This window comes from Helicobacter sp. T3_23-1059 (assembly GCF_053654515.1).
The window spans coordinates 1-1,337 of the sequence record NZ_JBSIUV010000140.1 but is presented as its reverse complement, the minus strand read 5'-3'; the positions used below and the strand labels follow the sequence as shown (position 1 = coordinate 1,337).

Below are 1,337 nucleotides of genomic sequence, written 5' to 3'. Positions count from 1 at the left end.
ATTTTGTCTTAAGTTGTCTTGAGCCTTTAAATTTAAAGTTAAATCATCGGCTATGAAAATCTTGCACCCCAAAGAAAACGCCGATATTAAATTTTTGTATTATCTTATGCAAACGATTCGCCATAGAAGCGACACTCACAAGTGATATTGGATTAGCGAATATGCAAAAATCAAAATCCCCCTGCCGCCACTTGATATTCAAAAGCGCATTGTGGCAAGGCTTGATGAAGCATTTTTGCGAATCGATAATGGCACAAAGCACCTAAAATCCGCTCAAAATAATATCGCAAAATACAAGCAAAGTTTGCTTAAATCCGCATTCAACGGCACATTGACGGAGGATTTTACCCATTTTCTTTGTCATACTGAGCGTAGCGACGTATCCAAAAATTATAACGCAACTTGTGAACATCCTTTGGATTCTTCGGTCGCTTCGCTCCCTCAGAATGACAAAACCCCCGTCATTGCGAGCGAGTGCAACGAGCGTGGCAATCCACAAAAAAAACCATAGATTGCCACGAATCCGCTATCACGGATTCTCGCAATGACACCCCACCTTGTCATACTCACTCCCTATATTGTCATACTGAGCGAAGCGAAGTATCTCAAAAATCCACAAATAGAGTTTCTTCGCTCACTGCGTTCGCTCAGAATGACAATAAGGGCAACCATAGAGATATTTCGCTTTCTACGAAATCTCAATATGACAATAATGGCGAATCTCTGAATTTTCCGCAAGGCTGGACTATCAAAACGCTTGGCGAGATAGGCGAAATCGTTTCTGGTGGCACACCTTCGACAACACAAGCCGATAATTTTGGCGGAAATATCGCTTGGATTACGCCTGCGGATTTATCAAACCATAATGATAAATTTATATCACAGGGCAAAAGAAACATTAGTGAAAAAGGGCTTAAAAGTTCATCGGCAAGGCTAGTGCCAAAAGGGACGATACTTTTTTCGTCAAGAGCACCGATAGGATATGTAGCCATAGCGTCAAATTCATTATGCACAAATCAAGGTTTTAAAAGTCTAATTCCAAAAGAAAATGTTTTTAGTGAATTTGTATATTATTACTTGCTTAATGCAAAAAGTTTAGCTGAAAGTTATGCGAGTGGCACGACATTTAAAGAAATTTCAGCTAAAAGTTTTTCTAAACTGCCTATCCCCCTGCCACCGCTTGAGATTCAAAAGAAAATCGTAGAGATTTTAGAAAAGCATTTTAGTAGCGCGGATAAAACAAGCGCGTTTATAGACTCCGCCCTAAAAAACGCAAAGCAACTCAAATCTAGCCTACTCAAATCCGCCTTTATGGGCAAACTCACATAAAGGACGAC

General features: G+C 39.9%; 3 protein-coding genes. 2 read left to right on the top strand and 1 reads right to left on the bottom strand.

Features of this window, described 5'->3' with window-relative positions; translation table 11 throughout:
* Positions 1-43 precede the first annotated feature (43 nt).
* Positions 44-202 carry a hypothetical protein gene (locus ACWIX0_RS13610; RefSeq protein ID WP_454174523.1) on the bottom strand — a complete coding sequence of 53 codons (159 nt, stop codon included), beginning with the start codon at positions 200-202 and terminating at the stop codon, positions 44-46.
* Positions 203-211: 9 nt separating this feature from the next.
* Here ACWIX0_RS13610 and ACWIX0_RS13605 point away from each other — a divergent pair, with 9 nt between their 5' ends.
* Together ACWIX0_RS13605 and ACWIX0_RS13600 are read left to right on the top strand one after the other, a co-directional pair.
* Positions 212-511: a hypothetical protein gene (locus tag ACWIX0_RS13605; RefSeq protein ID WP_454174522.1), complete on the top strand. Its 300-nt coding sequence runs from the start codon at positions 212-214 to the stop codon at positions 509-511.
* Positions 475-1,329, top strand: a complete 855-nt coding sequence (locus ACWIX0_RS13600; protein ID WP_454174521.1) for a restriction endonuclease subunit S — start codon at positions 475-477, stop codon at positions 1,327-1,329. Before ACWIX0_RS13605 ends, ACWIX0_RS13600 begins: the two co-directional genes overlap by 37 nt.
* Positions 1,330-1,337: the final 8 nt, after the last annotated feature.